A 24,774-nucleotide genomic window follows, 5' to 3' on the forward strand; every position below is an offset into this window, starting at 1 on the left:
CTCAGGACCATTCCTATCTCGGCATGAACCCTTCCCCGACCGCTGGGAAGCTCCTACGGTTGATGCATCATGGGTCACGATCACGCACACGCCGGCACAGCGAACCGCAGGAGACTCGCGGTGGCGATCGCCATCATCGCGACCGTTCTCGTGGTCGAGCTCATCGGTGCCTGGGTGAGTGGCTCGTTGTCCCTCCTCGCCGACGCCGGGCACATGCTGTCGGACCTCACCGGGTTGATCATCGCGCTCGTCGCCACGATCGTCGCCGCGCGCCCGGCAACCGACCGCCAGACCTTCGGGTATCAGCGCGCGGAGGTGTTCGGCGCGCTCATCAACGCGCTCATCCTGATCGCCGTCGCGGTGTCGGTCCTCATCGAGGGGGTGTCCCGCCTCGTCGAGCCGGCGGACGCCGAGGTCCGGAGCCTGCCCATGCTCGTCGTCGCGGTCATCGGTCTCGTGGCGAACCTCGTCGCCCTCCAGGTGCTGCGCGGTGGCCGAGACACGTCGATCAACATGCGCGGTGCCTACCTCGAGGTCCTCGGCGACCTCCTCGGTTCGATCGCCGTGATCATCGCCGCGGTGGTCATCATGATGACGGACTTCGCTCAGGCCGATGCCATCGCGTCGCTCGCGATCGCCGCGATGATCGTGCCGCGGGCGTGGTCGTTGCTCCGCGACGTCGTCCACGTCCTCAGCGAGTCCGCGCCGTCCGACACGGACGTGCAGGAGATCAGGGACCACCTGCTCGGCACCGACGGCGTCGTCGCCGTCCACGACGTCCACGTCTGGCAGATCACGTCCGGCCAGCCGGTGTTCTCGGCACACGTCGTCGCCCGGCAGGAGGTGTTCGCCGACGGCGGCACGGGGGCGCTGCTCGACCGCCTCGGTTCGTGCCTCCACGACCACTTCGACGTCGAGCACTCGACGTTCCAGCTGGAGCCGGAGGAACACGCCTCCCACGAGGAGTCGCACCACCGCTGACGCGTCGGCGAATCCGGCCGTCGCGACCGTTCGTGCGAGCGGTGCCGCCGGGGATCAGACCGTGTCGGTCCCGCGGTCGCGCTTGAAGACGTCCTGGTCGGCGAGCTTCGAAGCCGCGGCCCGACGCTCCTCCTCGGTGATGGTGCCCTGCAGCGCCTTCGCCTTCCGGCTGGACTGGATGTAGTGCCAGGTGGTGGGGATGAGGGTGAGGACGACGGCTCCGATGAGGATGACGTCGATGTAGTTCTGCACGAAGGTGGCGACCGGGGGGATGTACCCGAGCAGGTAGCCGAAGAAGGTGAGCCCTGCGCCCCAGATGAGCGCGCCGATGAGGTTGTAGAGCGAGTACTTCTTGTAGTTCATGTGGCCGATGCCGGCTGCGACCGGGGCGAAGGTCCGGACGATCGGGACGAAGCGCGCCAGGATGACCGCGAGAGCGCCGAAGCGCTCGAAGAAGGCGTTCGTCCGCTCGACGTTCTTGATGCTGAAGAGGCCGGACTCCTTGCGTTCGAACACCTTCGGCCCGAGTTTGTGCCCGATCAGGTATCCGACCTCGCCGCCGAGGAACGCGGCGAACCCGATCGCGAGGCAGACCCACCAGATGTCGATCTCGATGACGCGGGCGGAGCCGAAGGCGAGGAGACCGGTGATGACGAGCAGGGTGTCGCCGGGGAGCAGGAATCCGACGAGGAGGCCGGTCTCGGCGAAGACGATCGCGCAGACCACGACGAGGGCCCAGGGACCGACGGCCGTGATGATGCCCTCCGGGTCGAGCCAGGGGATGAGGGCGGTGTGGACCATGCGGAGCTCCTGCTGTCGGGGGAGGGATGGAACGGCGTACGACGATGTCGCGTGCGGGAGAAGGGACTTGAACCCTCACGCTCGAAAGCACAGGAACCTAAATCCTGCGTGTCTGCCAATTCCACCACTCCCGCGGCCCGCTCAGTCTACGGGAGCGAGGTCGGGAACGTCCTGAGCTTCGGGGGAGGAGCCGCGGCCAGCGGAGCCCGGGTCGGCCCGTGTATGCTCGGCTCCATGCGAACGACGTGTGCAACGAGCTGGTGGCCCGCCTCCTAGGCGGACCGCGCACGTGCACACACGACGACTCGACCGCCTGACAGGGCGGTCGTTCTCGTTCGGAGGCCCTGTCGGATCGGTCCCAGCCTGAGGACACCACCATGACCACCCTGCTCCACCGCGTGCTGCACGCCGGCCCCGACTTCCCGTTCGCGGTGCTCCGCCGACACGGCAGCGACACCGTCGACCTCTACACGGGCGACGTCGTCGACGTCGAGACGCTCGCCGACATCCCGCTCGGATCCGCCGGTGACGACCACCAGCCCGAGGTCCTCACCCTCGTGCCCTATCGCCAGGTGCGCGAGCGCGGCTTCGCGGCGATGGACGACGGCGCTCCGCTGCGCTGCCTCGTGGTGAGTGAGCGTGAGACGGTGACACTCGACGAGCTGCTCGACCGACTCCCCGCCGACGCGGTCCCGCTGGTCGACGGCGGGTTCGACGTCTCCGACGAGGACTACGCGTCGATCGTGCGCCGCGTGATCGAGGACGAGATCGGACGCGGCGAGGGCGCCAACTTCGTCATCCGGCGCGAGTTCACCGCGACGACCGAGGTGCCGGCCGAGCGCGCCGTCCTCGCCTGGTTGCGGGCGCTCCTGTCGGGGGAGACCGGCGCCTACTGGACCTTCGCCGTGCACACGCCGGGGGTTTCGATGGCCGGTGCGACGCCCGAGCGCCACGTCGCGGTCGCCCGTGACGCGTCGACCGGTGAACGCACGGTCACCATGAACCCCATCAGCGGCACCTTCCGCCACCCGCGCTCCGGCGCGACCGGCGATGACTTCCGCGCGTTCCTCGGCGACGTCAAGGAGACGGAGGAGCTCTTCATGGTCGTCGACGAGGAGATGAAGATGATGAGCCGGGTGTGCGCCTCCGGTGGACGCATCCTCGGACCCTACGTCAAGCAGATGTCGCGGCTCACCCACACCGAGTACCTCCTCGCGGGGACGAGCGAACTCGACGTCCGCGAAGTGCTGCGGTTGACGATGTTCGCTCCGACGGTCACCGGCTCGCCCATGCAGAACGCGTGCTCGGTCATCGCCCGCCATGAGCGGAATGCTCGCGGCTACTACTCCGGCGTGCTCGCGCTGTTCACTCCGGTGGGCGACGGCGACTACGAACTCGACGCACCGATCCTCATCCGCACGGCCTACGTCGACGACGCCGGTCTCGTCCGCGTTCCCGCCGGTGCGACGCTCGTCCGTCACTCGGATCCCGAGTCCGAGGTCGCCGAGACGGCGGCGAAGGCGGCCGGCGTGTTGACCGCTCTGGGTGTCATGGCACCTGCCGAGCTCGGCCCGACCGTCGACCTCGCTGCTGAGCCCGGGGTCGAGGACGCGCTCCGAGCGCGGAACGAACGGCTGGCGTCCTTCTGGTTGCAGCCGCAGCACCCGGCGCCCGTCGGTGCACTGTCAGGCCGTACCGCGGTCATCGTCGACGCCGAGGACGAGTTCACCGCGATGCTCGCCCACCAGCTGCGCCACTTCGGGATGACCGTCAGCGTGGAGCACTGGTCGGCGGTGACCGACGCGCTCGTGGACGTCGACCTCCTCGTCGCCGGTCCGGGTCCTGGCGATCCGCTCGACCTCGCCGAACCGCGGGTCCGCCGGATGCATGAGATCGTGTCCGCGCGTCTCGCGGCTGGAGCGCCGCTGCTCGCCGTCTGCCTGAGCCATCAGGTGCTGGCGATCCAGCTCGGGCTGCCGATCGAACGTCTCGACGCGCCCCGCCAGGGTCTGCAGCTCGACCTCGACCTCTTCGGTGAGCAGTCGTTGATCGGGTTCTACAACACCTTCACCGCACGGCTGGCAGGCGAGGCTCCGGTCGGCGGAGTCGAGATCGCCGCAGATGCGGCGTCCGGCGACGTCTTCGCGATGCGTGGTCGCGGCTTCGCGTCGGTCCAGGGGCACCTCGAGTCGGTCCTGTCACGCGACGGGCTCCGGACCCTCGGGTCGCTCGCGGGCCACGCGCTCGCGGGTGTCGCGTCCGGGCGATCGGCTGCTGCCGTCGGCTCCTGAGCGTCACGCAACGCCTGATGGTCGGTGATGCCGACCGCCCCGGCGGTGGACCGGGCGGGGCAGTCGATCAGGCGTCCGCCTGGTCGAGCGTCGTGAACGGTGTGACGTCGGCCAGCTGCGGTCCGAGACCGATGTCGATGAGGCGGACGTCGCCGGCGTAGGCCGAGCCGGGCGGGATGAGGAGCCCGGCCTTCACCGCACCGAAGGTGACCGTGACCTCCGCCGGCAGGACGGCACCCTCGGGGACGCTTCCCTCGTCGGGGTCGATGCCGCTCGGGACGTCCACGGCGACGACCGTCGGTCCGCCGGAGTTCTGCACGACCGGGAGGACCGCCTCGACGATCGCCTTCGGCGCACCACGCAGGGTGGGGTTCCGGCTTGCCCCGATCCCGAAGACCGCGTCGACGACGAGCGCAGCGCCTTTGGCTTCGTCGGCGGTGTCGTCCGGTGCGGCGGGGGAGTTCATGAGGAATCGGACGCCGGCCTCGACCGCCGCGGCGTAGCCCGCCTCGTGGGCGTGGTCACCGGTCCTGGCCACGACGAGGTCGAGCGGGACGTCGTCCGGACCGGTGGTGCCGGCGAGTTCCGCCGCCGCGAAGAGGGCGTCGCCGCCGTTGTCGCCTGAGCCGACGAGCAGCAGGATCTTCCAGACGTCGGGTGCCTCGCCCTCGAGACCTTCCGCGCGGTCGGCGAGGACGGTCCGCAGCTCTTCGGCGAGGCCGTGCGCGGCTCGCGCCATGAGCGGTTCCCCTGCCTCCAGGAGTGGTGCCTCTGCGGCTCGGACCTGGTCTGCGGTGTAGCCGTTGATCATGGCGCCCACTCTTCCGGCTCGGGTCGACAGCCGCAAGCGGTTGCGGCGCGGCACCAGCTCCGGAATCACCGCTGGATCCTGGTGTGCGCCGGGGCTACCATGCCTGCATGTGCCGGAACATCCACACCCTTCACAATTTCGAGCCGGCTGCGACCGACGACGAGGTCGAGGCCGCAGCGCTCCAGTACGTGCGGAAGATCAGCGGGTCGACGAAGCCGTCCCAGGCGAACGCTGAGGCGTTCGATCGAGCGGTCGCGGAGATCGCCCACATCACCCGCCATCTGCTCGAAGACCTCGTGACGACCGCCCCGCCGAAGGACCGCGAGGCCGAGGCGCGGAAGGCGAAGGAGCGTTCGGCGAAGCGGTTCGCGACGGTCTGATCGCGACGGCTGGAGCGCGACCGCCGGGTCGGGACCTGGTCAGGCGAGTTCGAGTCGGATGTCCGGGTGGCCGGCGAAGACCTCGAGGAGGAGGTCGAAGTAGGTCTTGCCGCGGCCGGCGTCCAGGTCGTCGAGCTGCATCGTGATCCGGGCCGTGTCGAACGGTGCGCCCCGCTCGAGCTTCTCCTGCAGCCACGCGCGGGTGGCCGTGACGCCGAGTGCGGTGCGGCTCGCGTCGTGGTCAGTCCAGACGAAGAGCACGTCGTCGAGATCGCGGAGCGAGCCGATCCCGCCGTAGAGGACGTCGTCGAGGGCGTCGAGGCTCGGGCCGAGATCCCAGTCCTCGTCCTGCATCAGGAGGTCGTTCATCACCTCGTAGAACGAGGCGATGTCGTGGATGCGGGAGCCGTCGATGCGGAAGGTGGTCGGCACGGTCCCCGAGCCTAGCGACCGGTCGGTGATGCGTCGAGCGGGTGGTGCTGTGGATAACTTCTGCGGGGTGTGGCCGGTGTTCGTCAGGATGGCGGCATGGGGACAGCGGCTGAGATCATCACGGCGCGCGTGCGCGATCGGGTGCGTGAGGAGTTCGGAGAGCCTGGTCGGCGTGGGGGAGCGGGGCGGATCGCCCGCGAGGAGGTTCGTCGCTACAACGAGCGGGCGTTGAACGACACGACGCCGCTGATCGACGACGAGCACGGGATGACGAGCGAGGTGCTCGCCGCGGTGACGGGGTTCGGTGCGATCCAGCCGTTGCTCGACGATCCGAGTGTCGAGGAGATCTGGATCAACGAGCCGACGAAGGTGTTCGTCGCCCGTGGTGGGGTGTCGGAGCTGACCGATGTGGTCCTCGGCGAAGGTGATGTCCGCGACCTCGTGGAGCGGATGCTGCGTGCCACCGGTCGACGGGTCGATCTCGCGAACCCGTTCGTCGACGCATCCCTTCCGGACGGCTCGCGGCTGCACGTCGTCATCCCCGACGTCACGCGTCGGCACATGTCCATCAACATCCGCAAGTTCTCGGCGCGGATCCGCGACCTCGGTCAGCTGGTGGCCGCGGGGTCGATCAGCTATCAGGCCGCCGAGTTCCTCCGCGCGAGCATGACCGCGGGGGCGAACCTGCTCGTGTCGGGGGCGACCCAGGCCGGCAAGACCACGATGCTCGGCGCCCTCATCGCCTCGTTGGACCCGGTTCTCCGCATCGTCACCGTCGAGGAGACCTTCGAGCTCGCGCCGGGCAACCGAGACGTCGTCGCGATGCAGTGCCGCCAGGCCAGCCTCGAGGGCACGGGGGAGATCACGCTGCGTCGGCTCATCAAGGAGGCGCTCCGCATGCGGCCGGACCGCATCGTCGTCGGCGAGGTTCGGGAGGCGGAGAGCCTCGACCTCCTGATCGCCCTCAACAGCGGGTTGCCCGGGCTCTGCAGCATCCACGCGAACTCCGCGCGCGACGCGATCGGGAAGCTCTGCACGCTGCCGCTGCTGGCTGGTCGGAACATCGACTCGGGGTTCGTGCGCCCGGCCGTCGCATCATGTGTCGACCTCGTCGTGCACTGCGAGCTCGACCGGTCCGGACGCCGACGGGTGGCGGAGATCATCGCGGTCGGCGGGAGTGGTGAGTCCCACATGATCGAGGCCTCGACCCTCTTCGAACAGCGCGACGGAGAGCTCCGTGCCACCGGTCGCTTCCCGCTGAACGACGCGAAGTACCGTGCGGCCGGGATCTCGCTCGCCTCGATCCTCGCCGTCGGCGAGCGATGAGTCTCGTCGTCGGAGCGGTCCTCGCCGCAGGCCTCCTCCTCACCGTCGCACCCTGGTGGTGGCCGGACCCTGAGCCGCTGCGAGACACCCTGGAGCGGTGGAAGCCGGTCGCTGCGCTCCGCGAACTCCTGATCCTGGCCGGTCTGCCCGGTCGATACTGGGCGGCCGCCATCGTGGTCTCCGTCCTCGCCGGTCTCGTCTCCGGCGCAGTGGTCCAGGCGCTCTGCCGTGTCGTGCCGTTGAGCGCCGTCGTCGCCGTCGCCGGACTCGTTGCCCCGGTGATCGTGCTCCGTGCCCGCGCCACCTCGCGACGTCGCCTGCAGCGGGGACTGTGGCCGGATGTCGTGGACCACCTGTTGTCCGCGATCCGGTCAGGGCTCTCGCTCCCGGATGCGGTGGCCGCGCTCGACACCGTCGGACCCGCACCGCTCCGCCCGGCGTTCGCCGCGTTCAGCGCCGACTACCGGGCTGCCGGCCGCTTCGCCGACGGCATCGACGACCTGAAGACCGCGCTCGCCGACCCGGTCGCGGACCGCATCCTCGAGACGGTGCGCATGGCCCGCGACGTGGGAGGCACGGAACTGCCGGCGGTGCTCCGAGCGCTGTCCGCGGGGCTGCGTGAGGAGTCGGCCATCCGAGCCGAGGCCGAGGCCCGGCAGTCCTGGGTGGTGAACGCCGCCAGGCTGGGTGTCGCGGCACCCTGGGCGATACTCCTGCTCCTGTCATCTCGGCCGGAGGCGTCGGCCGCCTACAACTCCCGGGAGGGAGCGGTCCTGATCATCGCGGGCGTCGTGGTCTCCGCCCTCGCCTACCAGGCGATGCTCCGCGTCGGACGGCTCCAGCCCGAACGACGGTGGTTCCGGTGAGTGCAGACGGAGCGTGGGCACTCAGCCTCGGAGCGATCCTCGGGGTCGGCCTCTGGTCGCTCGCGATGCTCCTGCCGGCACTCGGACGACCGCGGCTCGCGGACCGCATCGCCCCCTATGTCGCCGACCTCTCCGGCGACGCCCGCTCGCGAGCCGCACGCCGCTCGACCGACCCGCTACCGGTGCTCGGGATCCTGCTGGTCCCGGTCCTCCGCGCCGCCCGATGGTCGCTCGGCCTGGTCGGCGCCGATCAGGAACTCGTCATCCGTCGATTGGGTCAAGCCGGGGGACCGACGCTCGAACGGTACCGACTGCTGCAACTCCTCTGGGGGCTCGGCGGCTTCGCGGTCGCCGCGGCGCTCGCCGTGTTCTCCTTCAGTAACGGTCGACTGGCGCTCCCGTTCGCAGCACCGCTTCCCGCGGTCGGGGCGGTGGCCGGGATCGTCCTCCGCGACCAGCTGCTGGCGCTCGCCGCCAGTCGGCGTCTCGCGCGGATCGAGGAGGAGTTGCCGACGGTGCTCGAGTTCCTCAGTCTGAGTCTCGCGGCGGGCGAGGCGATCACGGACGCGATGGACCGCGTGGCGCGCATCGGGTCCAGTGGGGAGCTCGGCAGGGAGTTCCGCCGGGTGATGGCGGACGTCTCCACCGGTATCCCGTTCGCCACCGCACTCCGGCAGTTCGAGGCCCGTCTCGCGATGCCGATGCTGTCGCGATGCGTCGACCAGATCCTCGGTGCGCTCGAACGCGGCACACCGGTCGCAGCAGTGCTCCTCGATCACGCGCACGATGGACGCGACACCGCCAAACGCCGTCTCCTCGAATCCGCCGGGAAGAAGGAGGTCGCGATGCTCGTGCCCCTCGTCTTCCTGATCCTGCCCCTGTCCATCATCATCGCCGTCTTCCCCGGGGTGTTCGTGCTCCGGACCGGCTTCTGACGAAAGGTTCCACATGTCCTCCCCCTCCTTCCTCAATCGCACGCTCCACCGGAGTCGTTCCCTCCTCACCGAGGAGCGCGGCGACGTCCCCGGCTGGGTCCTCATCACGCTCATGACGGCCGGGCTCGTCCTCCTCATCTGGGGTGTCGCCGGCCCGGCACTCACGCAGGTGTTCGAACAGGCCATCGACCGTGTCTCCGGCATCTGAGCCCGAGGTCGGCGGATGGCGGAAGCGGCTCCTGCGCGGCGAGGACGGATCAGCCGTCGCCGAGTTCGTATTCGTCGGAGCGATCCTCACCGTCCTGATGATGTCCGTGGTCCAGCTCGCGCTCGCCCTGCACGTCCGGAACACGCTCATCGACGCGGCGGCGGAGGGTGCCCGGTTTGGCGCGCTTGCCGACACCGAGCTACTCGATGGCGCCGACCGGGCACGCCAGCTCATCGCCGTCGCCGTGGGGGAGGGCTACACGGGTGACGTCAGCGCCACGCTGGCCGATCATCGCGGAGCCGGCGTCGTCACCGTGACCGTCCGCGCACCGTTTCCGGTCGTGGGCTTGATCGGACTGCCCGGCGTCTTGGAGGTGGAAGGTCATGCGGTTCTCGAGACACTCGAGTGATGAGCTGCGTCACCGACCGACCGCACGGGATGACGACGGATCGGCCTCCCTCGAGTTCATCACCGTCGGTCTAGTCCTCCTCGTACCGATCGTCTATCTCATCGTCGCGCTCGCCGAGGTGCAGGCGGCGGTGCTCGCGGCCGGCGGGGCCGCGGCGCAGGCGGCGAAACTCTACGCGCGGGCCGACGACGACGCGACGGGTCGCGACCGCGTCGAGGACTCGCTCGCACTCGCACTCGACGACTTCGGGCTCGACCGGTCCCAGTCGTCCGTCACGCTCGACTGCGCACCAGCCGGTCTCCCATGCGGGCAGCGCGGCGGTGCCGTCACGGTCACCGTCGACATCCTCGTCGTCCTGCCGCTGATGCCCGAGATTCTTGGCGTGCAGGCCGCGGTCCCAGTGACCGGCGCCGCCACGGCACCGATCTCCCGGTTCGACGACCGGTTCAGTGAAGCGGAATGAGGGCGCCGGGCGGACGCCGACGCCCGGACGTCGGCGAGGAGGACGGGTCCACCATGCTCCTGACGATCGGATTCGCCGTCGTGGCGCTCGCCGTGGTCCTCGTCGGGAGCGCCGCCACCTCCCTGTACGTGGAGCACAAGCGGCTCCTCGACCTCGCCGACCGCCTGGCCGCGACCGCCGCGGAGTCCTTCTCCATCGACGACGTCACGATCCAGCCCGACGGGACCTTCCGACCCGTCCTCGATGACGACTCGGTCCGTTCGAGTGCACGCGACGACCTCATCACCAGCGGTGCGGGTGCGCTCACCGGCGTCGAGATCGTCGCGGCGCGGACCCCGGACGGCCGGAGTGCGGAGGTCTCGCTGGCGTCGGATTGGCGGCCACCGATGCTGACGCTGTTCGTCCCGCAGGGCCTCCGGATCGAGGCGATCGCGAGTGCGCGCAGTGTCTTCTGGTGAGGGCGGACGGACCTCCCGACTATCAGGGGAACGGGCGCGTGCCGCGATCGATGAAGCGGGGGATGAATCGGAAGAGGAGGAACGCGCCGATGAGCCCGACACCACCGATGGTGCCGGCGGCGAGGGAGATCGACGCAGCCGCAGTGATCCCGGACATCGCCAGGGGAGCTGCGGCGGTGCCCGCGTCTCCGAGGAAGCGATAGGCGCCGAGGAACGGCGCGGGTCGGTCCGGTGGCGCGAGGTCGGAGCCGAGGGTCATGAGGATGCCGCTGCCGAGGCCGTTGGACAGCGCCAGCACGAGCGCGACGCCGATGAACCAGACCCGCGCCCCATCGAGGTCGTGTGTGAAGGCCAGGACGATGAACCCGGAGCCCAGCCCGATCATCGAGGGGACGGCGGTCCAGATCCGTCCCCAGCGGTCCATGACCTGACCGCTGGCGTAGAAGAGGGCGAACTCCACCGCGCCGACGACGCCGATGATGAGCGCCGTGTCCGTCTCCGAGACGCCGATGCTGACGGCCCACAGGGGGAGCAGGACAGCGCGGCACGACCGCAGGGCGCCGACGAGCGCGGCGGTGGTGCCCATCCGGGTGAGGACGGCGCCGTGCGCGCGGATCGAAGCGATGAGACCGCTCGACTCCTCGGACGCGAGCTCCTCACCCTCGGTCCGCTCCTCGCCGTCGGCGGTGCGCGTCGACGGCGGTCGCCCGAACATCTCCGCCGGGTCGGGGAGGACGAGCAGGGTGATCGCGGAGCCAGCGCAGCAGATGACCATCACCCAGAACGCCGCCTGCGACGTCCCGGTGAGGTGGATGACGCCTGCGGCCAGGAACGGTCCGATGAACGTGCCGGCGCGGAAGACACCTCCGAGGGAGGAGAGCGCCCTCGCCCGGTACCGGATCGGCACGTACGTCGTCATGAACGCGTGCCGTGCCAGACCGAACACGGCGGTCGCGAGCCCGATGCAGAAGATGCCCACGGCGAGGACGAACGGATTGGGGGAGATGGCAGCCGTCGCGACCCCGACGACCGCGAGCAGCGCCGCCCACATCATCGCGAAGCGTTCGCCGATCCGACTGACGATCCACCCTGACGGGACGTCGCCGACGAGTTCGCCGAGCATGATGAGCGAGGAGATGACGCCGGCGACGGCGAGCGTCGCCCCCAGGTTCCCGGCGACGGCCGGGATGATCGGGATGATGGCGCCTTCACCGATCGAGAACAACAGTGTGGGGAGGAAGACCGAGACGGCCACGGAGCGCAGCTGGAACGGGCGTTCGTCGGAAGTCATCCCCTCGATCGTACGCCCGCGGCCCTGCGCGGTAGGCTGAAGCCAAATGTTTGACTTGGACCTCTCCACACAGATCAGTACCCTCCGCTCGACCTTCGACGACATCCGCACCGTCGTCGACGTCGACCGTCTCGAAGCCGAGATCGCGACGCTGAGCGAGCAGGCGGGTGCCCAGGATCTCTGGGACGACACGACGAACGCGCAGAAGGTGACGAGCGCCCTCAGCCACCGTCAGTCCGAGCTCGCCCGCATCACCAGCATCGCGAACCGGCTCGACGACCTCGAGGTGCTCATCGAACTCGCGACCGACGCCCAGGACGAGGAGTCGGCCGAAGAGGCCCGCCAGGAGCTCATCAGCCTGCAGAAGGTGCTCGGCGACCTCGAGGTGCAGACGCTGCTGAGCGGCGAGTACGACCCGCGCCCCGCCGTCGTCACCATCCGCGCCGGTGCCGGCGGTGTCGACGCCGCCGACTTCGCCGACATGCTGTTCCGCATGTACCTGCGGTGGGCCGAGCAGCACAAGTACCCGGTCACCGTCATGGACACGAGCTACGCGGAGGAGGCCGGCATCAAGTCGGCCACCTTCGAGGTCGACGCACCGTACGCCTTCGGCACGCTGAGCGTCGAGGCGGGCACGCACCGCCTGGTGCGCATGAGCCCCTTCGGTGCCGCCGGCAAGCGTCAGACGAGCTTCGCCGCTGTCGAGGTCATCCCGCTCATGGAGGAGACGGAGATCGTCGAGATCCCCGAGTCGGACATCCGTGTCGACGTCTTCCGGTCCAGCGGCCCCGGTGGCCAGTCGGTCAACACGACCGACTCCGCCGTTCGCATCACCCACCTGCCGACCGGCACGGTCGTCTCGATGCAGAACGAGAAGAGCCAGATCCAGAACCGCGCCGCGGCCATGCGCGTGCTCCAGTCGCGACTCCTCCTCATCCAGAAGGAGCAGGAGGCCGCGACGAAGAAGGAGCTGGCCGGCACCATCACGGCGAGCTGGGGCGACCAGATGCGCTCGTACGTGCTCGCGCCGTACCAGATGGTCAAGGATCTGCGGACGGAGCACGAGCAGGGGAACCCCGCAGCGGTGTTCGACGGCGATCTCGACGGGTTCATCGCCGCGGGCATCCGCTGGCGGTCGATGTCGAAGCCGGAGTAGCGCAGCGCGCCATCGTGTTCGCCCAGCCCTCGTACAGGGTACGGATCGCGGGCGTGTCCTGCCCGTAATCGGCGGGTCGCTCCTTAAGCTCAAGGAGCCATGATTCGGTTTGATCACATCTCCAAGAAGTATCCGGGAACCTCGCGTCCCGCGCTCAACGACGTCGATTTCGAGATCCTCCGGGGAGAGTTCATCTTCCTCGTCGGTGCCTCGGGATCGGGGAAGTCGAGCTGCCTCCGCCTGATGCTCAAGGAGGACAAGCCGAGCAAGGGCAAGATCCATGTGCTCGGCCACGACCTCGGTTCCATCTCGAACCGCAAGGTGCCGTACTTCCGGCGCAGCCTCGGGGTCGTGTTCCAGGACTTCCGACTGCTGCCGAGCAAGACGGTCTACCAGAACGTCGCCTTCACCCTCCAGGTGATCGGCAAGTCGCGCGGCTTCGTCCAGGAGGCCGTCCCCGACGTCCTCAAGATGGTCGGACTCGACGGCAAGGCGCAGCGCCTGCCGCACGAGCTGTCCGGTGGTGAGCAGCAGCGCGTCGCCATCGCCCGCGCGATCGTCAACAAGCCGCAGATCCTGCTCGCCGACGAACCGACCGGTAACCTCGACCCCGCCACCAGCGCCGGCATCATGCAGTTGCTGGAGCGCATCAACGCGGGTGGGACGACGGTCGTCATGGCCACGCACGAGGCTGGCTTCGTCGATCAGATGCAGCGCCGGGTGATCGAGCTGCAGGACGGCCAGATCGTCCGTGACGAACGCCACGGCGGATACGGCACGACTGCCGCCATCCCGGGTCTCGTCAGGGGATCCTCCAAGGCTGCCGCCCCGTCGGCACAGACGGCCCCCGCAACGGCCTCGACCCCGGTCGCACCCACCGTCGAGACTTCGTCGGTCCCGGTGACCACCACGACCTCGTCCGTCGCTGCGAGCTCCGAGCCCACGACGAGTGCCGTTGCCGCAGCCGCGGTCGCGGCCACGCCGACAGCTCCCGCCGCACCGACCGCGCCCGCCGCGGTCTCGCGCGAGACCACGCCACCGGCCGACACCGACGAGGTCGTCACCCGGGTGTCCGGCTCGACGCCGATCCAGGAACCGGCCGCAGCACCCGTGGCCGAGACGCCGGCGACGCGAGCCGAGGACCCGACACCGGAAGCGCCTGAGGCAGGGCCGACGACGCCGGAAGCAGAGCCCGCCGTACCGCCTGCGGCTGCGGTACCGGAGGTCGCGCCTCCGCAACGCCTGAGCAACGCCACGGGCCCCATCGGGCTCCCGGCACGCAACGAGATCGACCCGATCGAGGTCGAACACCTGTCGCTCGCCGAGCGACTCGGCCTGCGTGCCGCGGCGCGCGGCACTGAAGACGGAGAGCAGAACGTGGGGCCGACCAAGTGAGACTCGCACTGATCTGGTCCGAGGTCTGGAACGGCCTGCGTCGCAACGTCTCGATGGTCGTCTCCGTCGTGCTCGTGACGTTCATCTCGCTCACCTTCGTCGGTACGGCCGTCCTGCTGCAGATGCAGATCGGCCAGATGAAGAACTACTGGTACGACCGCGCCCAGGTCGCGATCTACCTCTGTACCGCCGACAGCGCGGGCGACACCTGCGCAGCCGGCGCCGCGACGGAAGAACAGCGCGCCGCCGTCCAGAGCGCTCTGGAGTCCTCGACCCTCGCCCCGTTCGTGGACAAGTTCTACTTCGAGGACCAGGCGCAGGCCTTCAAGAACTTCCAGGAGCAGTTCAAGGGCAACGACATCGCGCAGTTCGTGACGGCGGACCAGCTCCCCGAGACCTTCTGGGTGAACATGAAGGACGCCTCGCAGTCCGACGTGCTCGTCGAGGCGTTCTCCGGTGTCGCGGGCGTGGAGCAGGTGACGGATCAACGCCAGTACCTCGACCAGATCTTCTCGGTCCTGAACATCGCCAGCTATACGGCGATCGGGATCGCAGCGCTCATGCTGGTCGCCGCAGCCCTGTTGATCGCGACGACCATCCGATTGTCGGCGTATTCGAGACGCCGGGAACTCGGCATCATGCGATTGGTCGGTGCGTCGAACCGGTTCATCCAGACCCCGTTCATCCTCGAGGGTGTGTTCGCTGCGCTCATCGGCTCCATCCTCGCGGCCGGGGCGGTGATCACCATCGTCCAGGTGTTCGTCCAGGGATACCTGGCGGATCGCATGCGGTACGTCAACTTCGTCGATCTCGGTGACGCCTTGGTGGTCCTCCCGATCCTGCTGCTCGTCGGCGTGCTGCTGGCGGCGATCTCGGCCAACTTCGCGATCTCGCGGTACCTCAAGGTCTAGCGGGGGAGGCAGTGCAGCCATCGCGCCGCTCGCACTGCGATAGACTGACAGGCTGCCGCGATCGCGGCCGGTCCGTTCCGATGGATCCGAACCAGAACGTCAGGAGTACACCGTGCCGAGGGAACGGGGCGAGAACGTCGTGGCCACGAACCGCAAGGCCCGCCACGACTACACGATCGAGGACACCTACGAGGCCGGCATGGTCTTGACGGGTACCGAGGTGAAGTCGTTGCGAGCCGGGCGGGCGTCGCTCGTCGACGGGTACGCCTTCATCGACCGCCGTGAGGCGTGGCTCGACGCGGTGCACATCCCCGAGTACGGTCAGGGCACCTGGACGAACCACCCGCCGCGACGCAAGCGCAAGCTGCTGCTGCACCGCGAGCAGATCGACAAGATCGCCCACAAGATCGCGCCCGGTGGGTTCACCCTCGTGCCGTTGAAGATCTACTTCAAGGACGGCAAGGCCAAGGTGGAGATCGCCGTGGCGAAGGGCAAGAAGGAATACGACAAGCGGCATGCTCTGCGCGAGAAGCAGGACACCCGCGAGGCCGCCCGCGCGATGGCCACCAGGAACCGGCTCGGCGAATAGGTGACACGTGCCTTCGGGCGCGGTACACTTGAAAGCTGCACCGCAAGGTGCTCGTTCGCCGCTCGCGGCGGATTGACAACTCGACAGCGTGTGACAACGACCCTCTTCGCCTCGTTCTCCGAGGCGCTGAGTCCATGGGGATGATCGGTTTCGACATTGCCTGCGAAACTGCGAGAAGCGGGTCGAGGATGCAGGGTTATCTCGTTAACGATCTCTGCAAAACAACAAGTGCCAACTCTAAGCGCACTGACTTCGCCCTCGCTGCTTAAGCGAGCCCGATAGTCCGTCAGACCGAGCGTGTCCCCGTCTCGGATCCTGGCGTCATCTAGGGGACTTGCTGGATGACGGAGCCGCGACGTCATCCGGGACTGTTCTTCGGCTGGGCCCGTCGACCAAGATGCCCTTGTCAATGGTCGGGGCCGAGTAGAACGTTTCAAGGGATACGCCCGTAGAAGGCGCAGAATCACAGCAGTGGACGGGGGTTCAATTCCCCCCATCTCCACTCCGGACGTTGTCACACGCTGCCGAGTCGACGACAGGCCACCGCTTCGGCGGGGGCCTGTCGTCGTTCCTGGGGTCGGAGGGGTACCGACAGGCTGCTAACCTGGGAGTCCAGAGGCCGCCACCACCCGGGAGACCTGCATGGCGACAATCCTGCTTGTTTTTGCTGCGATCGCCGTCGCCACGCCCACACTCGCTCGAGTGCTGTCGACGAAGGTCTTCTACGTCATCGCGTGTATGCCCGCGGCGGCATTCGTCTGGACGCTCTTCCAGACCGGCACGGTCACGGCCGGCGGCACGGTCGTCGAGACGATCGAGTGGATCCCGCAACTGAGCATCGCGCTCTCGTTCCGGATGGACACGCTCGCCTGGCTGCTGTCCCTTGTGGTCACCGGCGTCGGTGCTCTCGTATTGCTCTACTGCGGCCGCTACTTCTCCTCGACCGAGCCCGGCCTCGGTCGCTTCGCCGCGCTCCTCTTCGCCTTCGCCGGCACGATGTTCGGCCTCGTGACCGCCGACGACATCATCGTCATGTTCATGTTCTGGGAGATCACGAGTGTGCTCTCCTACCTGCTCATCGGGCACTACACCGATCGCAAGGAGAGTCGCGGTGCGGCGCTGCAGGCGCTCCTGGTGACGACCTTCGGTGGGCTCGTCATGCTCGTGGGCGTCATCATGATCTCCGTGCAGGCGCAGAGCACCTCGCTCGCCTCGATCGTCGAGCAGGGTCTGACCGGCCCCGCGACCACCGTCGCCATCCTCCTCATCCTCGTCGGCGCGATCTCGAAGTCGGCGCTCGTGCCGTTCCACTTCTGGCTGCCGGCCGCGATGGCCGCACCGACGCCCGTGAGCGCATACCTGCACGCTGCGGCGATGGTGAAGGCCGGGATCTACCTCGTCGCGAGACTCGCTCCCGGTTACGCCGACACCCCGGGTTGGGACGCGATGCTCGTCGGCCTGGGCGTCCTCACCATGGTCGCCGGTGCCTGGCGGTCGCTGCGTCAGTACGACCTCAAGCTGGTCCTGGCCTACGGGACGGTGAGCCAGCTCGGATTCCTCATGGTCGTCTCGGGGTACGGCACCCGCGATTCGGCGCTGGCCGCCGTCGCGCTCCTGCTCGCCCACGCCATCTACAAGGCGGCCCTCTTCCTCGTCGTCGGCATCATCGACCACCGTGCTGGGACGCGTGACTGGCGGCACCTCTCCGGTCTGGGGCGTCAGACGCCGGTGCTCGCCGTCATCGCGGCGATCGCGGTCGCGTCGATGGCCGGCATCCCACCGCTCTTCGGGTTCGTCGCGAAGGAGGCCGTCTTCACCTCGCTGCTGGAGGGGGCGCTCGAGGGCGACGTGTGGGGTTGGGTCGCGATCGTCGGGACCGCGGTCGGGTCCGTGTTGACCGTCGCGTACAGCGCCCGGTTCCTCTGGGGCGCCTTCGGAGACCGACGCGGCGCCGCGCCGACCGAACTGCATGCCGAATCCGGAACGATCATGATCGCGCCGGGCATCCTTGCCGTCGCGACCATCGCTCTCGGCTTCGCGACGAAGCCCATCGACACGGTGCTCGCGCCCTACGCGGACTCCGTGGGGGAGGGCGACTACCACCTCGCGCTCTGGCACGGCCTCGAGCCGGCGCTCGGCATCTCGGCCGTCGTGGTGCTGCTCGGTCTGCTGCTCTTCCGATGGAGGCTCCCGGTCGCGCGCCTGCAGGACCGCCTGCCACCCCTCGTCGACTCCTCGAAGGGGTACTGGGCGGCGACCCAGGGCATCGATCGGCTCTCCGCGAAGGTCACCCTGTTCGCCCAGCGCGGCGGGCTCGTCCAGTACCTGTCCACCATCCTCGTGGTCTTCGTCCTGACCCTCGGCACGATCGCCCTCCTCGGGCGCGCCTGGCCGAGTGAGATCCGGCTGTGGGACTATCCCGCCCAGGTGGCCATCGCCTTCATCATGGCGACCGCGGCGATCGCGGCCGCCCGGGCGAAGCAGCGCATGGCTGCCGTGCTACTCGTCGGCGTCACCGGCTTCGGGCTCGTCGCGCTGTTCGCCCTGCACGGCGCTCCCGACCTCGCGCTGACCCAGGCCCTCGTCGAGACGATCACGATCGTGGTGTTCGTCCTCGTGCTCCGCCGACTCCCGGCCAAGATCGCCCAGCGCAACGCCCCGGTCCACCGCGTCCGTCGGATCGTCATCGGGACGTTGACCGGCCTGGTCATGGGGCTCATCGGGGTCATCGCCCTGGGCGCCCGACAGGCGGAGAGCATCGCGACCGAGCTGCCGCGGCTCGCCGTCGAGGAGGGCCACGGTAAGAACATCGTCAACGTGATGCTCGTCGACATCCGAGCCTGGGACACCATGGGCGAGATCTCCGTGCTCGTCGTGGTGGCCACGGGTATCGCGAGCCTGCTCTTCGTCTCACAGCGGGGCGCGGAGGTCCCGCGTCTCAGCGGTGCGCGGCGTCGGCGGATCCCGGGCCTCCGCTCCCAGGTCGTGTCGGACCCCCACCTCGCGGACAGCGAGATGGAGGCGCCTCGCGAAGCGGTGGGGCGGCACTCATGGCTCATCGGTGGCCGGGCGATCGCCGAGGCGAACCGTTCGATCCTCCTCGAGGTCCTCGTGCGGCTCCTCTTCCACCCGGCGATCGTCGTCTCCGTCTTCCTGCTCTTCGTCGGCCACAACGAGCCGGGCGGCGGCTTCGCCGGTGGCCTGCTCGCCGGCCTGGCGCTCGTGATGCGGTATCTCGCCGGTGGACGCTACGAGCTCGGTGAGGCCGTGCCGATCGACGCGGGCAAAGTGCTCGGCGTCGGACTGTTGCTCGCGGTGGGGACGGCCGTCGGATCCCTGTTCTTCGGTGGCGAGGCCCTTCAGTCCGCGTACTTCTCGGCCGACGTCCCGATCCTCGGACACCTCTCGTTCGGCACGTCCAGCATCTTCGACATCGGCGTCTACCTCGTCGTCGTCGGACTCGCGCTCGACATCCTGCGCAGCCTCGGGGCCGAGGTCGACCGTCAACAGGAGGAAGCGGACATCGACGAGCAGAGTACGGACGAGTTCTCGGCGAGTGAGGCAGAACAATGAGCGCCTCACTGACCCTCGTCGTCCTGATGGCCGTCATGTACGGCACCGGGGTGTACGTCATGCTCGAGCGGAGCCTCACCCGGTTCCTCATCGGGTTCGTGCTCGTCGGCAACGCGACGAACCTCCTCATCCTGATCATGAGCGGCCCGAGCGGCACCGCACCGCTCGTCACGGACACCGCCTCCGACGACCGCATGGTCGATCCGGTGCCGCAGGTGCTCATGCTGACGGCCATCGTCATCAACTTCGGCGTGACCGCCTTCATCCTGGCCCTCATCTACCGGACCTGGTGGTTGGCACAGCTCGGCGACGAGGGCGACACCCTCAGCGACGAGCACGCCGACGACACGGAGGCGGCGACGGAGGCGGTCTTCAACCAGGTCGACCTGGACGACGAGGCAATCCAACGGGTCCTCGACGAGAGCAACGAGCACGGCGACGACAGTCACACGACCAGGAAGGGGGCAGGCGAATGAACGCACTCGTCCCCCTGGTGGTCATGATCCCGCTGATCGGCTCCGCGATCGCTCTCATGTTCCGCAACCGCCGCAAGACGCAGGTGGCGATCAGCGTCTTCGCGCTCACCGCGGTGACCGTGATCAGTGCGATCCTGCTCGCGGCCGTCGACCAGAGCGGCACGATCGTCGTGGAGCTGGGCGGCTGGTCCCCGCCGTGGGGGATCGTGCTCGTCGTCGACCGGCTGTCCGCGATCATGCTGCTCGTCGCGGCCCTGATGCTGCTGGGTGTCCTCATCTTCGCCATCGGTCAGGGCATCGTCGACGGCGATCGCGAGACGCCGGTGTCGATCTTCCACCCGACCTACCTGGTCCTGGCGGCCGGGCTGTTCGACGCCTTCGTCGCGGGCGACCTCTTCAACATGTACGTCGGCTTCGAGATGCTGCTCGCCTCCAGCTACGTCCTCCTCACCCTGGGCGGAACCGGAGCGCGGATCCGCGCCGGCGTCACGTACATCGTCATCAGCCTCATGTCATCGCTGCTCTTCGTCGCCGCGATCGCACTCATCTACGGCGCGACGGGCACGGTGACGATCGCCCTCGTTGCGGACCGCGTGCGCGACCTGCCGATGGAGGTGCAGGCGATCCTCTGCGCCGCACTGCTCCTCGGGTTCGCGGTGAAGGCTGCGGTGTTCCCGCTGTCGTTCTGGCTGCCCGACTCCTACCCGACCGCGCCGGCGCCGGTCACAGCGGTGTTCGCCGGCCTGCTGACCAAGGTGGGTGTGTACGCGATCATCCGGACCGACACGCTCATCTTCAAGGACGTGCCGCTGGCGACACCGTTGATGGTCATCGCCTTCCTGACCCTGCTCATCGGCATCTTCGGCGCGGTCGCCCAGGCCGACATCAAACGATTGTTGTCGTTCACGCTCGTGAGCCACATCGGCTACATGATCTTCGGCATCGCCGTCGGCGGGGTCGCCGGGACCGCCGCGACGATCTACTACATCGTCCACCACATCGTCGTCCAGACCACGCTGTTCCTCACCACCGGGCTCGTCGAGCGGATCGGTGGGACGACCTCCATCTCCCGGCTCGGCGGGATCCTGAAGGCCTCACCGATCGTCGGCGTGCTGTTCTTCATCGGAGCGATGAACCTCGGCGGTATCCCGCCGTTCTCGGGCTTCCTCGGCAAGATCGGGCTGTTCCAGGCGGGTGTCGCCCTGGGCGACCCGCTGTCGTACATCCTCATCGCCGCCGGAGCCGCGACCTCGCTCCTGACCCTGTACGCCCTGGCGCGCGTGTGGAACATGGGCTTCTGGCGGGGGAAGGACGAGGTCGCCGGATACTCCTCGCCGTTGCTCGACCAGCTCGCGGAGAGCCCCGAGGACTCGGGCTCGGTCGACACCAAGACCATCTCGCGCCCGATGATCGGTGCCACGACCGGCATGGTCGCGTTGACCCTCGCCCTGACGGTCTTCGCGGGGCCGCTCTTCGGACTGGCCACGCGCGCGGCTGAGAACATCGAGGACCCGGACAACTACATCACCGCGGTCTTCCCCGACGGAACGGAGCACCTGGAGTAATGCAACCGTCACGTCGTCGCGCACTGTTCAGCCAGGCCCTCCTCCTGGCCGGACTCATCCTGCTCTGGTGTCTCCTCTGGGGGATGTTCGACCTGCTCACCCTCGTGTCCGGCCTCGGGGTCGCGGTGCTGGTGTCGTTCCTGTTCTACCTGCCGGCCGTCGAGCTGAGCGGCCGCATCAACCTCTGGCGGACCGCGATCTTCCTGGGCAAGCTCCTCGTCGACATCGTGCGGGCGAGTGCGGAGATCGCGTGGCTCGTCCTCAAGCCGAGGTTCCGGTCCAGTAACGCGGTGATCGCGGTCCGTCTGCGGACGACCTCCGACCTCATCATGAGCTGGACGGCCGAGGCGGTCTCGATCGTCCCAGGCTCGATCGTGGTCGACCTGGACCGCACAGCCTCGACGCTCTACCTGCACGCGTTGAACGTGCATGACGACGCCGACATCGACGAGGTCGTCGCCGAGGTCCTCGGAACGGAGCGACGGCTCATCCTCGCGATCGGTTCCCGCGCCGAGGCGGACGCCCTCCGCCACGACCATGACCACCTCTCGATCGGAAGGGGGCAGTGATGCTCGTCGTGATCATCATCGTCTCCGTGCTGTTCGGTGCCGCGGCCCTCGCAGCGGTCTACCGGATCATCCGCGGGCCGAGCCTCCTCGACCGCGTGATCGCCTCCGACGTGCTCGTCGCCACCGTCATGTGCGCGATCGGGGCTGAGATGGCGATCAACCGTCACACGGACGGCCTGCCGGTCCTCCTCGCACTCGCGATGTTCGCGATCGTCGGCTCGGTCAGCGTCGCCCGCTTCATGTCGAAGCAGGACGACGCATGACCGGCGAGCTGATCCGCGACATCGTCACCGGGGCCCTCGTGCTCGTCGGGGCGATCATGTGCTTCGCCGCCGGCGTCGGCCTCCTGCGCTTCCCCGACGTGTTGTCCCGCCTGCACGCGGCGACCAAGCCGCAGATCCTCGGGCTCATCGCGATCATGGCGGACGTCGCCGTCTCGAGCCCGACGGTCGGGACCATCACGATCGCGATCGCGATCATCGTGTTCCAGAGCCTCACCGCGCCGATCTCCGCACACATGGTCGCCCGGGCGGCCTACCGGAGCGGCAACTTCGACGAGGCCATCCTCGTCCGCGACGAGCTCGCGGGACGCGAAGAACTCGGCGAGGAACGACATCCCGGCCACACGCCCGAATAGCGGCACAATGTCCCCATGGGAATGCTCATCTACGGGTCCGGCGACGAGTACGAGATCGAAGACCGCGCGCTCGCGCACCTGAAGGCCGTCATCGGGGCCAAGCTGCGCCGACAGGAGAGTTTCTTCCTCAGCTGGGCGAACGATCCCGAGCACGGGTCGGGCAGACGCTCGCTCTGGTTGTCCCCGAGCATCCCGCTGCAGTTCCGTTTCTTCGGGAGTCGACCGCCGGAACTCAACCGTGCGTGGCTCGAGGTCCTCGCGGATTCATCGCACACGCCGCGAGGGCTCCAGCTCATCCCGGAGTCCGAGGTCGAGGGGCACCTCGCGGGGAACGGGTCGTCGCGCGACGTGGGCACCGAGTCCCACGACCAGGACCACGGCTAGGACGGGTCGTCCGTCCCCACGAGCAGGACGCGGAGTGCTGTCTCCGGTGAGCCGCGACCGTCCGGCGGGATCGTCTCGCCATGGTCGTATCGGTCGACGACCCGCGGGTCGACGTAGCTGGACTTCGCGATCGCCGGGGTGTTGCCGAGGACCGCTGCGGCGTCGCGCATGGCCCGTGCGAGGACCTTCGAGCGTGCCGTCCTGCTCTGCACGGGTCCGGCCTTCGCCAGGCTCTCCGCGGCCGCAACGGTGCCGTGCAGCGTCCGGAAGTCCTTCGCGGTGAACTCGCCGTTCGTCTGCGCCCGGACGTAGTCGTTGATCTGGCTCGCCTGGAGGTGGCGCCACCGGTTCCCGTCCTTCCAGGCCAGGAGGCGGGCGTGCGGTCCGCGGCGCTTCAAGGACCGGATGAGCGAGGCCAGGTCGGCGTCGACGATGTCGGACTCCCAGGGCTGTCCGCTCTTCGCCGGGAACTTCAGCGCGACGGTGTCGCCGCTCACGCGAGCGTGCGCACCCTCGAGGGTCGACAGGCCGTGACTGCCGTTCGCCTCCGCGTACTGCTCACCGCCGACGCGCAAGGAACCGGTGTCGAGCATGCGGAACGCGCCGGCCGACACCCGAGCGAGCGGGTAGCCCTCGAGTCGGAGGTCCCGGGTGACCCGACCTCGCGCGGCAGGGAGCGCCTCGGCGAGGGCCAGGGCGCGGTCGAACTTGCTCCGGTCCTGACGCTCGCGCCACGACGGGTGGTAGAGGTACTGCCGTCGCCCGGCCGCATCGATCCCGGTCGCCTGGATGTGCCCGTTCGCGTAGGGGGTGATCCAGACGTCGTTCCACGCGGGAGGGACCACCAGGCCGTCGATCCGAGCTCGGATCTCCTGATCCTCCAGCAGCGACCCGTCCGGCAACCGATAGCTGAAACCGCGCCCGGATCGAACCCGTCGGATGCCCTGTCCGTTCACGTCGCTGCGCCTCAGTCGTACCATCCGCCCAGCGTACGGCGCGGTCGGAACCCGCCCGGCGGGCTTGCGCGGTGCCGTGCAGACGTGTCAGCCGACGGGTGGCAACTCGGCGAGGAAGGCGTCGTGCAGGCGCCCGTTCGTCGCGAGGGAGCTCCGCGTTGAGATGGTCTCGATGCCGTCGATGTCCGTGAAACGACCGCCGGCCTCGAGGACGATCGGCACGTGGGCACCCAGGTCGTACTCCTGCACGCCGAATTCGGCCACGGCGTCGATCGAGCCCTCGGCGAGCAGCATGTAGGGCCACATGTCACCGATGGCCCGATCGCGCCACAGGGAGCCGCACAGGGCCAGCAGTTGGGGGATGCGCCCGACCGAGGCCCACTGCGCGATGCTCTGGAAGCTGAAGGACGCGTCGGCGAGGTCGGAGACCCCCGAGACGGACAGCCGGCGCGGGGTGGTCTCGCCGAACCGGATGCCCCACGCACCGTGCCCGATGGCACCCCACCAGCGGGCGTGCATGGCGGGTGCGCTCACAACGCCGACGACAGGCACGCCGTCGACGGCGAGGGAGATGAGCGTCGCCCAGTTCGAGACACCGCGGAGGAAGTTCGCCGTCCCGTCGATCGGGTCGATGATCCACTGTCGATCCGTCGGGCCCTGCGCGCCGTACTCCTCACCGAACACGCCGTCGTCCGGGCGCTCGGTCTCGAGGATGCCGCGGATGGCGCGTTCGACGGCGAGGTCGGCGTCCGTGACGTGCGAGCGGTCCGGCTTGGTGGAGACTTCGAGGTCGCGAGCCTCGAAGCGGTCCATCGCGATGCGGTCGGCCGCGTCGGCGAGCCGGAGCGCGAGATCGAGGTCGGCGGGGGAGACGGTCACGGGTTCGGTCACCTCTCCAGGATAGGGTCGCG

General features: G+C 68.7%; 27 protein-coding genes, 1 tRNA gene and 1 other RNA gene. 22 read left to right on the forward strand and 7 right to left on the reverse strand.

Annotated features, from left to right (window positions below):
- Positions 1-69: 69 nt before the first annotated feature.
- Positions 70-981, forward strand: coding sequence for a cation diffusion facilitator family transporter (locus tag QRN19_RS13885; protein WP_285027549.1), 912 nt, complete (start codon positions 70-72; stop codon positions 979-981).
- 54 nt (positions 982-1,035) lie between these two features.
- On the opposite strand, the gene QRN19_RS13890 is transcribed toward QRN19_RS13885, so the two are convergent.
- Together QRN19_RS13890 and QRN19_RS13895 are read right to left on the reverse strand one after the other, a co-directional pair.
- Positions 1,036-1,782, reverse strand: coding sequence for a DedA family protein (locus tag QRN19_RS13890; RefSeq protein WP_285027550.1), 747 nt, complete (start codon positions 1,780-1,782; stop codon positions 1,036-1,038).
- 52 nt (positions 1,783-1,834) lie between these two features.
- Positions 1,835-1,916: transfer RNA gene (locus QRN19_RS13895), tRNA-Leu, on the reverse strand.
- 243 nt (positions 1,917-2,159) lie between these two features.
- On the opposite strand from QRN19_RS13895, the gene QRN19_RS13900 reads away from it, so the two are divergent.
- On the forward strand, positions 2,160-4,073 hold the full coding sequence (locus tag QRN19_RS13900) for an anthranilate synthase family protein (protein WP_285027552.1): 1,914 nt from the start codon (positions 2,160-2,162) through the stop codon (positions 4,071-4,073).
- A 67-nt stretch (positions 4,074-4,140) separates the two neighbouring features.
- Here QRN19_RS13900 and QRN19_RS13905 read toward each other — a convergent pair whose 3' ends face one another.
- Positions 4,141-4,884, reverse strand: coding sequence for an NAD(P)H-hydrate epimerase (locus QRN19_RS13905; RefSeq protein WP_285027553.1), 744 nt, complete (start codon positions 4,882-4,884; stop codon positions 4,141-4,143).
- Between the two features lie 107 nt (positions 4,885-4,991).
- On the opposite strand from QRN19_RS13905, the gene QRN19_RS13910 reads away from it, so the two are divergent.
- A complete protein-coding gene (locus tag QRN19_RS13910) occupies positions 4,992-5,264 on the forward strand; it encodes a DUF2277 domain-containing protein (RefSeq protein WP_285027555.1) in 273 nt (90 codons plus the stop codon).
- 39 nt (positions 5,265-5,303) lie between these two features.
- Here the strand turns inward: QRN19_RS13910 and QRN19_RS13915 are convergent, their stop codons facing one another.
- The gene (locus QRN19_RS13915) at positions 5,304-5,696 is read right to left on the reverse strand and encodes a barstar family protein (protein ID WP_285027556.1); all 393 of its coding nucleotides are present in this window, start codon (positions 5,694-5,696) and stop codon (positions 5,304-5,306) included.
- A gap of 96 nt (positions 5,697-5,792) precedes the next feature.
- On the opposite strand from QRN19_RS13915, the gene QRN19_RS13920 reads away from it, so the two are divergent.
- The 7 genes from QRN19_RS13920 to QRN19_RS13950 are packed head-to-tail and all read left to right on the forward strand — an operon-like array spanning position 5,793 to position 10,361.
- A complete protein-coding gene (locus QRN19_RS13920; protein WP_285027558.1) occupies positions 5,793-7,022 on the forward strand; it encodes a TadA family conjugal transfer-associated ATPase in 1,230 nt (409 codons plus the stop codon).
- Positions 7,019-7,888 (forward strand): type II secretion system F family protein, encoded by an 870-nt coding sequence (locus QRN19_RS13925; RefSeq protein ID WP_285027561.1) that lies wholly within the window; start codon positions 7,019-7,021, stop codon positions 7,886-7,888. The genes QRN19_RS13920 and QRN19_RS13925 overlap by 4 nt, the downstream gene beginning before the upstream one ends.
- On the forward strand, positions 7,885-8,823 hold the full coding sequence (locus QRN19_RS13930; RefSeq protein WP_285027564.1) for a type II secretion system F family protein: 939 nt from the start codon (positions 7,885-7,887) through the stop codon (positions 8,821-8,823). The genes QRN19_RS13925 and QRN19_RS13930 overlap by 4 nt, the downstream gene beginning before the upstream one ends.
- A gap of 13 nt (positions 8,824-8,836) precedes the next feature.
- The gene (locus tag QRN19_RS13935; protein WP_285027566.1) at positions 8,837-9,031 is read left to right on the forward strand and encodes a hypothetical protein; all 195 of its coding nucleotides are present in this window, start codon (positions 8,837-8,839) and stop codon (positions 9,029-9,031) included.
- On the forward strand, positions 9,015-9,440 hold the full coding sequence (locus QRN19_RS13940) for a TadE/TadG family type IV pilus assembly protein (protein ID WP_285027569.1): 426 nt from the start codon (positions 9,015-9,017) through the stop codon (positions 9,438-9,440). Before QRN19_RS13935 ends, QRN19_RS13940 begins: the two co-directional genes overlap by 17 nt.
- Positions 9,415-9,903 (forward strand): TadE family protein, encoded by a 489-nt coding sequence (locus tag QRN19_RS13945; RefSeq protein WP_285027571.1) that lies wholly within the window; start codon positions 9,415-9,417, stop codon positions 9,901-9,903. The genes QRN19_RS13940 and QRN19_RS13945 overlap by 26 nt, the downstream gene beginning before the upstream one ends.
- A gap of 53 nt (positions 9,904-9,956) precedes the next feature.
- Complete coding sequence (locus QRN19_RS13950) at positions 9,957-10,361, forward strand: hypothetical protein (protein ID WP_285027573.1); 405 nt, start codon at positions 9,957-9,959, stop codon at positions 10,359-10,361.
- 22 nt (positions 10,362-10,383) lie between these two features.
- Here the strand turns inward: QRN19_RS13950 and QRN19_RS13955 are convergent, their stop codons facing one another.
- Positions 10,384-11,652, reverse strand: a complete 1,269-nt coding sequence (locus tag QRN19_RS13955; RefSeq protein WP_285027574.1) for an MFS transporter — start codon at positions 11,650-11,652, stop codon at positions 10,384-10,386.
- A 46-nt stretch (positions 11,653-11,698) separates the two neighbouring features.
- On the opposite strand from QRN19_RS13955, the gene prfB reads away from it, so the two are divergent.
- The 12 genes from prfB to QRN19_RS14015 all read left to right on the forward strand — a co-directional run bounded on the left by prfB (position 11,699) and on the right by QRN19_RS14015 (position 22,907).
- Positions 11,699-12,808, forward strand: coding sequence for a peptide chain release factor 2 (gene prfB / locus QRN19_RS13960; RefSeq protein WP_079705593.1), 1,110 nt, complete (start codon positions 11,699-11,701; stop codon positions 12,806-12,808).
- Between the two features lie 99 nt (positions 12,809-12,907).
- On the forward strand, positions 12,908-14,203 hold the full coding sequence (gene ftsE, locus QRN19_RS13965) for a cell division ATP-binding protein FtsE (protein ID WP_285027575.1): 1,296 nt from the start codon (positions 12,908-12,910) through the stop codon (positions 14,201-14,203).
- Complete coding sequence (gene ftsX, locus QRN19_RS13970; RefSeq protein ID WP_285027577.1) at positions 14,200-15,114, forward strand: permease-like cell division protein FtsX; 915 nt, start codon at positions 14,200-14,202, stop codon at positions 15,112-15,114. Before ftsE ends, ftsX begins: the two co-directional genes overlap by 4 nt.
- Before the next feature lie 112 nt (positions 15,115-15,226).
- Positions 15,227-15,703: an SsrA-binding protein SmpB gene (gene smpB / locus QRN19_RS13975; protein WP_056007115.1), complete on the forward strand. Its 477-nt coding sequence runs from the start codon at positions 15,227-15,229 to the stop codon at positions 15,701-15,703.
- Between the two features lie 136 nt (positions 15,704-15,839).
- Positions 15,840-16,208, forward strand: a transfer-messenger RNA (tmRNA) gene (gene ssrA, locus QRN19_RS13980).
- 137 nt (positions 16,209-16,345) lie between these two features.
- Positions 16,346-19,276, forward strand: coding sequence for a Na+/H+ antiporter subunit A (locus tag QRN19_RS13985; RefSeq protein ID WP_285027581.1), 2,931 nt, complete (start codon positions 16,346-16,348; stop codon positions 19,274-19,276).
- Positions 19,273-19,752 carry a sodium:proton antiporter gene (locus QRN19_RS13990; protein WP_285027583.1) on the forward strand — a complete coding sequence of 160 codons (480 nt, stop codon included), beginning with the start codon at positions 19,273-19,275 and terminating at the stop codon, positions 19,750-19,752. Before QRN19_RS13985 ends, QRN19_RS13990 begins: the two co-directional genes overlap by 4 nt.
- The gene (locus QRN19_RS13995) at positions 19,749-21,317 is read left to right on the forward strand and encodes a Na+/H+ antiporter subunit D (protein WP_285027585.1); all 1,569 of its coding nucleotides are present in this window, start codon (positions 19,749-19,751) and stop codon (positions 21,315-21,317) included. Before QRN19_RS13990 ends, QRN19_RS13995 begins: the two co-directional genes overlap by 4 nt.
- Positions 21,317-21,886, forward strand: coding sequence for a Na+/H+ antiporter subunit E (locus QRN19_RS14000; RefSeq protein WP_285027586.1), 570 nt, complete (start codon positions 21,317-21,319; stop codon positions 21,884-21,886). Before QRN19_RS13995 ends, QRN19_RS14000 begins: the two co-directional genes overlap by 1 nt.
- Positions 21,886-22,149 carry an MrpF/PhaF family protein gene (locus QRN19_RS14005; RefSeq protein WP_064296237.1) on the forward strand — a complete coding sequence of 88 codons (264 nt, stop codon included), beginning with the start codon at positions 21,886-21,888 and terminating at the stop codon, positions 22,147-22,149. Before QRN19_RS14000 ends, QRN19_RS14005 begins: the two co-directional genes overlap by 1 nt.
- The gene (gene mnhG, locus QRN19_RS14010; RefSeq protein WP_285027589.1) at positions 22,146-22,523 is read left to right on the forward strand and encodes a monovalent cation/H(+) antiporter subunit G; all 378 of its coding nucleotides are present in this window, start codon (positions 22,146-22,148) and stop codon (positions 22,521-22,523) included. The genes QRN19_RS14005 and mnhG overlap by 4 nt, the downstream gene beginning before the upstream one ends.
- A gap of 15 nt (positions 22,524-22,538) precedes the next feature.
- On the forward strand, positions 22,539-22,907 hold the full coding sequence (locus QRN19_RS14015) for a DUF7882 family protein (RefSeq protein WP_285027591.1): 369 nt from the start codon (positions 22,539-22,541) through the stop codon (positions 22,905-22,907).
- On the opposite strand, the gene QRN19_RS14020 is transcribed toward QRN19_RS14015, so the two are convergent.
- Both QRN19_RS14020 and QRN19_RS14025 read right to left on the reverse strand, forming a co-directional pair.
- Positions 22,904-23,887, reverse strand: a complete 984-nt coding sequence (locus QRN19_RS14020) for a DNA topoisomerase IB (RefSeq protein ID WP_285027594.1) — start codon at positions 23,885-23,887, stop codon at positions 22,904-22,906. The two genes, QRN19_RS14015 and QRN19_RS14020, sit on opposite strands and share 4 nt — an antisense overlap.
- A gap of 63 nt (positions 23,888-23,950) precedes the next feature.
- On the reverse strand, positions 23,951-24,754 hold the full coding sequence (locus tag QRN19_RS14025) for an inositol monophosphatase family protein (RefSeq protein WP_229938626.1): 804 nt from the start codon (positions 24,752-24,754) through the stop codon (positions 23,951-23,953).
- Between the last annotated feature and the right edge of the window lie 20 nt (positions 24,755-24,774).

This window comes from Plantibacter sp. ME-Dv--P-122b (assembly GCF_030209375.1).
GTDB lineage: Bacteria > Actinomycetota > Actinomycetes > Actinomycetales > Microbacteriaceae > Plantibacter.